8 protein-coding genes are annotated in these 6,000 nt (G+C 48.6%); 3 read left to right on the plus strand and 5 right to left on the minus strand.

The window, feature by feature from the left end; all coding sequences use genetic code 11:
* Positions 1-4 precede the first annotated feature (4 nt).
* The 3 genes from D1646_RS12735 to D1646_RS12745 are packed head-to-tail and all read left to right on the plus strand — an operon-like array spanning position 5 to position 2,356.
* On the plus strand, positions 5-526 hold the full coding sequence (locus tag D1646_RS12735) for a hypothetical protein (protein ID WP_160636808.1): 522 nt from the start codon (positions 5-7) through the stop codon (positions 524-526).
* A 56-nt stretch (positions 527-582) separates the two neighbouring features.
* Complete coding sequence (locus tag D1646_RS12740; protein ID WP_160636809.1) at positions 583-1,674, plus strand: DUF262 domain-containing protein; 1,092 nt, start codon at positions 583-585, stop codon at positions 1,672-1,674.
* Complete coding sequence (locus D1646_RS12745; protein ID WP_160636810.1) at positions 1,661-2,356, plus strand: MAE_28990/MAE_18760 family HEPN-like nuclease; 696 nt, start codon at positions 1,661-1,663, stop codon at positions 2,354-2,356. Before D1646_RS12740 ends, D1646_RS12745 begins: the two co-directional genes overlap by 14 nt.
* Positions 2,357-2,428: 72 nt before the next feature.
* On the opposite strand, the gene D1646_RS12750 is transcribed toward D1646_RS12745, so the two are convergent.
* The 5 genes from D1646_RS12750 to D1646_RS12770 all read right to left on the minus strand — a co-directional run bounded on the left by D1646_RS12750 (position 2,429) and on the right by D1646_RS12770 (position 5,650).
* Positions 2,429-2,698 carry a hypothetical protein gene (locus D1646_RS12750; RefSeq protein ID WP_160636811.1) on the minus strand — a complete coding sequence of 90 codons (270 nt, stop codon included), beginning with the start codon at positions 2,696-2,698 and terminating at the stop codon, positions 2,429-2,431.
* 183 nt (positions 2,699-2,881) lie between these two features.
* Positions 2,882-4,156, minus strand: a complete 1,275-nt coding sequence (locus tag D1646_RS12755; protein ID WP_160636812.1) for a hypothetical protein — start codon at positions 4,154-4,156, stop codon at positions 2,882-2,884.
* 13 nt (positions 4,157-4,169) lie between these two features.
* A complete protein-coding gene (locus D1646_RS12760; RefSeq protein ID WP_243154158.1) occupies positions 4,170-4,391 on the minus strand; it encodes a hypothetical protein in 222 nt (73 codons plus the stop codon).
* Positions 4,392-4,393: 2 nt separating this feature from the next.
* Positions 4,394-5,284 (minus strand): hypothetical protein, encoded by an 891-nt coding sequence (locus D1646_RS12765; protein WP_160636813.1) that lies wholly within the window; start codon positions 5,282-5,284, stop codon positions 4,394-4,396.
* A gap of 213 nt (positions 5,285-5,497) precedes the next feature.
* Entirely contained in the window at positions 5,498-5,650 is a 153-nt protein-coding gene (locus D1646_RS12770) for a hypothetical protein (RefSeq protein ID WP_160636814.1), read from the minus strand.
* Between the last annotated feature and the right edge of the window lie 350 nt (positions 5,651-6,000).

Raw genomic sequence — 6,000 nt, forward strand, 5'->3', positions numbered from 1 at the left:
CTTATTGACAGAAGATGCTGAAGCTCGAATATTTGAAATCATATCTTTTGCTATTTTGAAAAGCCATTATAAAACGCAGAAAATTTATATCGGCTTAACCATCGAAGAGATACATGAAGAATATCTGCAACTTTTCAAAACAGGAAGAACGAATGCAAATGATGGTGGTATTGATTTTGTAATGCGCCCTATAGGGCGGTTCTTTCAAGTGACAGAGGTAAATAACTACGATAAATATCTCTTGGATATTGATAAAGTTTTACATTTTCCGATTAGCTTTGTGATTAAGACTACTAAGAGCAAACAGATGATGGAGCATGAGATCGAACAGTATATTAAAGAAAAATCTGGCGGTATGGTAGTTGTAGAGGAACGATACAAAAAGGCTTTTGAAGAAATTATAACAATCAATGAAATCAAAACATGGTTGTTACAGCTCGATGAAGGTTCTATAAATCTGATAATTAGCGATATTGATTTCTATTATAAGATGGAAATGAATCTTGAAGATTTTTCTGCTGAGTAGGATTTCACATTGCTTTGGTATTTGGTAGCTCTGGTATAAAAGCGGAGGAAACACAAATGGCACTTGAAAATTTAATTGAAAATGTTGATAGTCAAATAATTCAAATTCGAACCAAAAGCTTAGATGTCTCATTTAACGAGTTGTATGATATGTATAAGGATGGAGAACTGACAATAGCTCCAGATTATCAGCGTTTGTTCCGTTGGGAAGAGGAAAAACAGTCCCGGTTTGTTGAGTCACTAATTCTTGAAATGCCGGTCCCTCCTATTTTTGTGATTGAAACGCAAAACGGCGTATATGAGCTTATTGATGGGTTGCAGAGAATCTCAAGCTATCTTCATTTCAGGGGGGAAAAACTGGGAGAAACAGAAGATGATTTTCTAGTTTTGCAGGGGTGTGATATTGTCCCTGATTTAAATGGTTTGAATTTTGATATGCTCCCTAAGGCCCTCCAGATAAAGATTAAAAGAAGTTTTGTCCGAATGGAGGTAATAAAAAAGGAAAGTGAAACATCTCTCAAATATCATATGTTTAAGCGATTAAACACCGGTGGCGAACTGTTATCGGCTCAAGAAATTAGAAACTGTACGATTAGACTTCTTGGGTCAACTGCAATTGATTTTCTTGAAGAATGTAGTAGAGATGACAACTTTAGATCAGTCATTAAGCGCATAGGCTATGAGAAGTCAAAAACAAAATATGATCAAGAATTAGTTCTTAGATTTTTTGCAACAAAAAATGATATGGAGAGTTATAGGTATCCGGTAACAGAGTATTTAACTCGCTATTTAGAAAAAATGACAATAACTGAGGGTTATTTTGACTATATAAAGGAAAAGCAAATTTTTCAAGACACATTTGCTTTTATTAATCAACAGTTTGGAGAAGAAGCTTTTTCCGGCAAAACACAAAGTGGTACAGTAAGAAACGAGTTTGTCCTTTACTACTTTGATGGTATTGCTGTTCCAGTAGCTCGCTTAATTGATAAAATAAAAACCTGTTCCTGTGGCGATAAGATTAAGGAACGTATTTGTGACATTAAATATGGAACAGAACTTCAATCTTATAAAACTGGTAGCGTGAATGGAGTAAAAAAACGAATTGAGTTGTTTACGGAAGGAGTGCAAGAAATCCTTGACGGCAGATGAACTTCGAGCTGCGCTAGAGGCTGAGTTGGCTTGGCGTCAGGAAGAACTTGCTTTCTTTAAAAACCAACTAAACAATATCTCTGATGAAAATGACCAGAGACGATACAGAAAAAGCCTAGTTTTAATCTTATATTCGCATATGGAAGGATATATTAAGATTGCGCTACAAACCTATATTCAATATATAAATTCGCAACAAATTTTAAGGAAAGACGCCATTTCTGGGTTGATGGTTGCGGGTATGCATAAAGAATTTTTGGCGTATGAGAACTTAGATCGAAAATGCACTATTTTTCGTCGTGAGCTTCCGGAGGATACATCACTTCATCGTTTTTTTAGGCGAGTTGATTTTATGGAGCAACTAGATACCTTTAGAGATACTACTCTTGTGGTTGAAGATAGCGTGGTTGATACAGAATCAAACTTATGGTACATTGTTTTACAGAAGAATTTGTATAAGATAGGTTTGCCAATAGATATGTTTGAGCAATATCGTAGCGAGATTGATGCGCTAGTAAACCGAAGAAACTCAATTGCACATGGTAATGCAAGGGCTGGAGTGGATCAACAAGAATTTTTAAATTGGGAAACAAAAGTTTCTTTAGTGCTATCAGAGATTACACGGCTATTATATGACTATGCAAACCACCAGAGATATTTACAGTCCAATAATCAAGTGTAGTTCCTGGCAACATAATGGCAACAAAAAATCAGATAGCCCAAACCACATGGATAATGGAGAGAATGCAGATAATCAGAGCCAAATTCCACAAGCAAAATTGTTTAGAACAAATCTGACAGGAGCGAGCCCCGATGTGTCCACCAGATGGAGGTAGTAGCCCGCCAGGACAAACAGCTCCATCAGCTTCCGCCCCACCACATTCTCCACGCAGAGAGGGGGCTGGCCGCCGCTGCAATCTACGCATCCGGGCGCCAGAACCCGCGCAATCCCGCATTTCAGCTCAAGAGGCAGATAAGTTTCGGCGCTTGCGACGATTTCGTCTGTCAGAATTACTCGTTTCATGTTCGGAACTCCTTTCCGGTTTCCCATTCAGCTTTTTGCACCTGCGAAACCCGCTGTTTTCATACCGACGGGTCGCGGGGCAGTAGTACTGGTGGGGGACAGTAGCTTCCGTCCTCACAAAACACGCAGGGGGAGCCGGTTTTTCGCCTCCCCTTGGGGCATTCCGGTCTGTTAGTCATGCTGTCACCTCGCGGTCAATCTCATTTCGGCGGTCAAGGTACGCGCTCCGTCCGTCACGGAGACGGACAGAGGAATATCGCTGGGAAAATAGGCCGTGAGCTCCGCAGTCCGACCGCCGGTGCTGGCCTCCCACAGGTTGTCCGGCGGCCCGCTGAAGCTCCAGGTTACCGGCCTGCCGCTGGATACCTCCAGGGTGAGCGGGCGGTAACACACCAGCCGCTGCGGCACAGAGGACGACCAGCTCAGTCCCGCCGCCGTTACCTCCACCGCCGCGTCGGTATAGATGTTGGGATTTTGCTGAAGAATACACCGCAGTGTACCAGTTCCCTCCTCCAGGGCGGTTACCTGGCCGGCGTCATTGACCGCCAGTGTGGGGGACAAGCTCTCCCACAGGTAACTTGCCTCCCGGTCGGGAACAGAACCGCAGCGGAGGGAGGAGGCAGAGAACTGAGCGGTCTGGTCCAGGCTCAACTGCCGGGGGCCATCCACGGAGATGACCCAGGAGAAAGACTTTCCGTCCGCAATCTCCAGCTCCAGGTCATCCCGTTCCGTGGGCTGCTGGAAATACAGAGAGAAGTAAAGCAGCCGGACGCTGTCTTTGCCCTCGGTAAACTCCCGAATGTAGTCGCTCAGACCCCGGACAGCGTATACCGCCCCGCCCATGACCAGCCTGGTGTTCTCCTGAAGCACACCCAGAGTCTGGGGATTGGCCTGCATGATGCAGTTGTTGTAGTGGTCAGGCAGGCCCTCGTAAATGTTGTATTCGTTGGCGTTGGCCCGGGTCGCACTGCGCTCTACCACAAAGGGCTCCTGGAGGATGTTTCCATAGTAGTCGTACCTGGTCCATACCCGGTTGCACCGGCGGACGATGCTGCTGGAGCAGGCGCCGCCTATGTTCTCCGGATTGTAGGACAGCCAGCAGTTTTTCCAGAACCAAATCTTGGCCCCCGGCGGAATGTAGTCGATATCCCGGCGGCGGAAAGCGATTTTCTTCCAGTCTCCGTGGCGGGAGCTGTCGGAGACGGAGGCGGAAGGAAACACGTCGGCAGCCCGGATCTCATACCATTTTTCCGCCCAGAAGTCCTCCGGATCGAGCCCCTGGGCCTGTGCACCGAAAAAGTCGGTGGCATAGGGGGCCATCTTTTCCGGCATTCTCCGGGCGGGATCGTCCATCCAGGACTTCAGCTGCCCGGTTTCCCCGGGAACCGGTCCGTTTCCGGCCAGTTGGGCGGGCGGGGACAGCAGTATGGCGTTTTTAATGGTATCCTCGATAGACAATCTGCCGCCCCCTCTAAATCATTGGACTGTTCTCACTCTCCTGTCCAAAGCCTGCGGCCCGGGCTGCCTCATAAGTGATCCCGCCCCGTCTGTGGTCGGACTTGGCCATACTGAGATATCCGGAGCAGACAACGCCGTGGGCGGTCCAGGGCAGCCCCACCATGGCGGTGAGCCAGGGGAGAGCTCCGGTATAGCCTGTGCGGATACAGTAGGCGGCCAGCAGCAGTCCCCCCACCGTCACAACCCACAGCAGAGCCCGGATATCTGCAATCCCACAGGCAGCTCACTCAGTTCCCCCGCGCCCTCGTTAATGCGCATGGTGTTGAGCAGCAGCCCCAGTATCTGGTCCACTACGTCCAGCCCCATAGCGTAGTGAGGATGGTCGTTTGCAATGTAATGCTGTACCTCCTCCAGCGTCAGCCGCTGGGCATCTTTCGCCATCCCGTTGCGCTGAAGGCAGGACATGAGAGTGTCCACCTGTTTGGCCGCCGCCGGAGCCTCGTCCTTTTTCCGCATGAGGTTATCGGCCTTCATCTTAGAAATGACATTGTAGGTCTCCTTGGACAGCTTGATCTGCCCGTCAGCCAACTGTTGACTGTAGAGCAGGAGGAGCTTGCAGATCTCCCGCAGATTAAATTCCAGCTCCTCGTCAATGCCGCTGTCCTTGTATGCCTTGGACTGGATTCCATAGAGCCGGTCCAGTTCCTTGTACTCGGCGGTTTTGTATGAGAGCCCCCAGTTTTTTCGCTGAGCACGGGTACCTTCCAGCTTTTCCGCCACGCCCCCGGTGGTCAGCCCTCCGGCAAACCTGGGGGAGGAGGGGACCTTTCCGTCAAAAATCACCGCCAGGTCGGTCATACCGTCAGAGAAAGCGGCGGGCTCCCCGTTGTCCGTGACGTCCTGGTCCAGCATCTTCAGGTTTTCCAGGTAGATACCCCAGGTCTCCCCATCGGCATTTCTTCGGGGCGGGACCGCCTCCGGAATGAACGGCAGGTTGTACGCTGCACAGCACAGGTAAAAGGCCATGTCCATTCCTGACCGGTCAGAGAAGTCCTCAAATTGGGCCTTCTGGCAATCCTTACAGTAGTGAACGAATCGAGTTTCTTTGTACCAGTCCGGGCTGGCCAAAACGCCGGTCTCCACATTCAAAAGTTTCCCGCGCCCAACACAGTGAGCATAAAGATCGTCGCCATCAATCCCCAGCCGTTTTCGTCTGCGTCCTATGCCCGCTCACTCCTTCCTCGGAAAAATAAAACAGGACTACAGACCAGGGTTTTTACACCTTGGCCTATAGTCCCAATTGACTCTTCTGCCCCTGCCAATTCAGGGGAGGAACAATATTCAGCTTTCCTGTGCGCTCACCAGGCTGACCCGGACCTCCTGGACCTTAATAATCCCCCGGTCCAGTTTGACCTTCACTTCACCGCCGCCGCTGATAACGCGCTCAATCGCACGGATGGTATCGGGCGGCAAGCGTATCGTTTCTTTTGCCACGCCTAATCCTCCGGATATGCAATCTTTCTTTCATTCTACGCTATAAGTCTTGAAATGTCAACCACTTTTGCAGGAGATTCATTATTTTCTTGCAATACAGAATGCTGGTTGGCATTCACAGCGGCTAAAACCGGGGTCCTATTGCCAAATTCCCAAACGTCTGGGATTTTGACAGTCGGGCCCCAGAATGCAGCGAGAACGAAACGGGCAGGGGAGGCCGGTGTCCAACTCGGACACCGATACTGCCGCAGAAATAAGGAGGGCACATCTTAAGTGTCCTCCTCTTTCATCGCATTCTCAATTAACGCAACAATGAAGCTGTTTACGCTGACTGCACCTTTTCGCTTGGC

The organism is Pseudoflavonifractor sp. 60 (assembly GCF_009911645.1).
GTDB lineage: Bacteria > Bacillota > Clostridia > Oscillospirales > Oscillospiraceae > Lawsonibacter.

Bases quoted from the DNA above. Each gene is read 5' to 3' on its own strand.
- D1646_RS12750 (WP_160636811.1), bottom strand. From the start codon at position 2,698: ATGAAACGAGTAATTCTGACAGACGAAATCGTCGCAAGCGCCGAAACT.
- D1646_RS12740 (WP_160636809.1), top strand. From the start codon at position 583: ATGGCACTTGAAAATTTAATTGAAAATGTTGATAGTCAAATAATTCAA.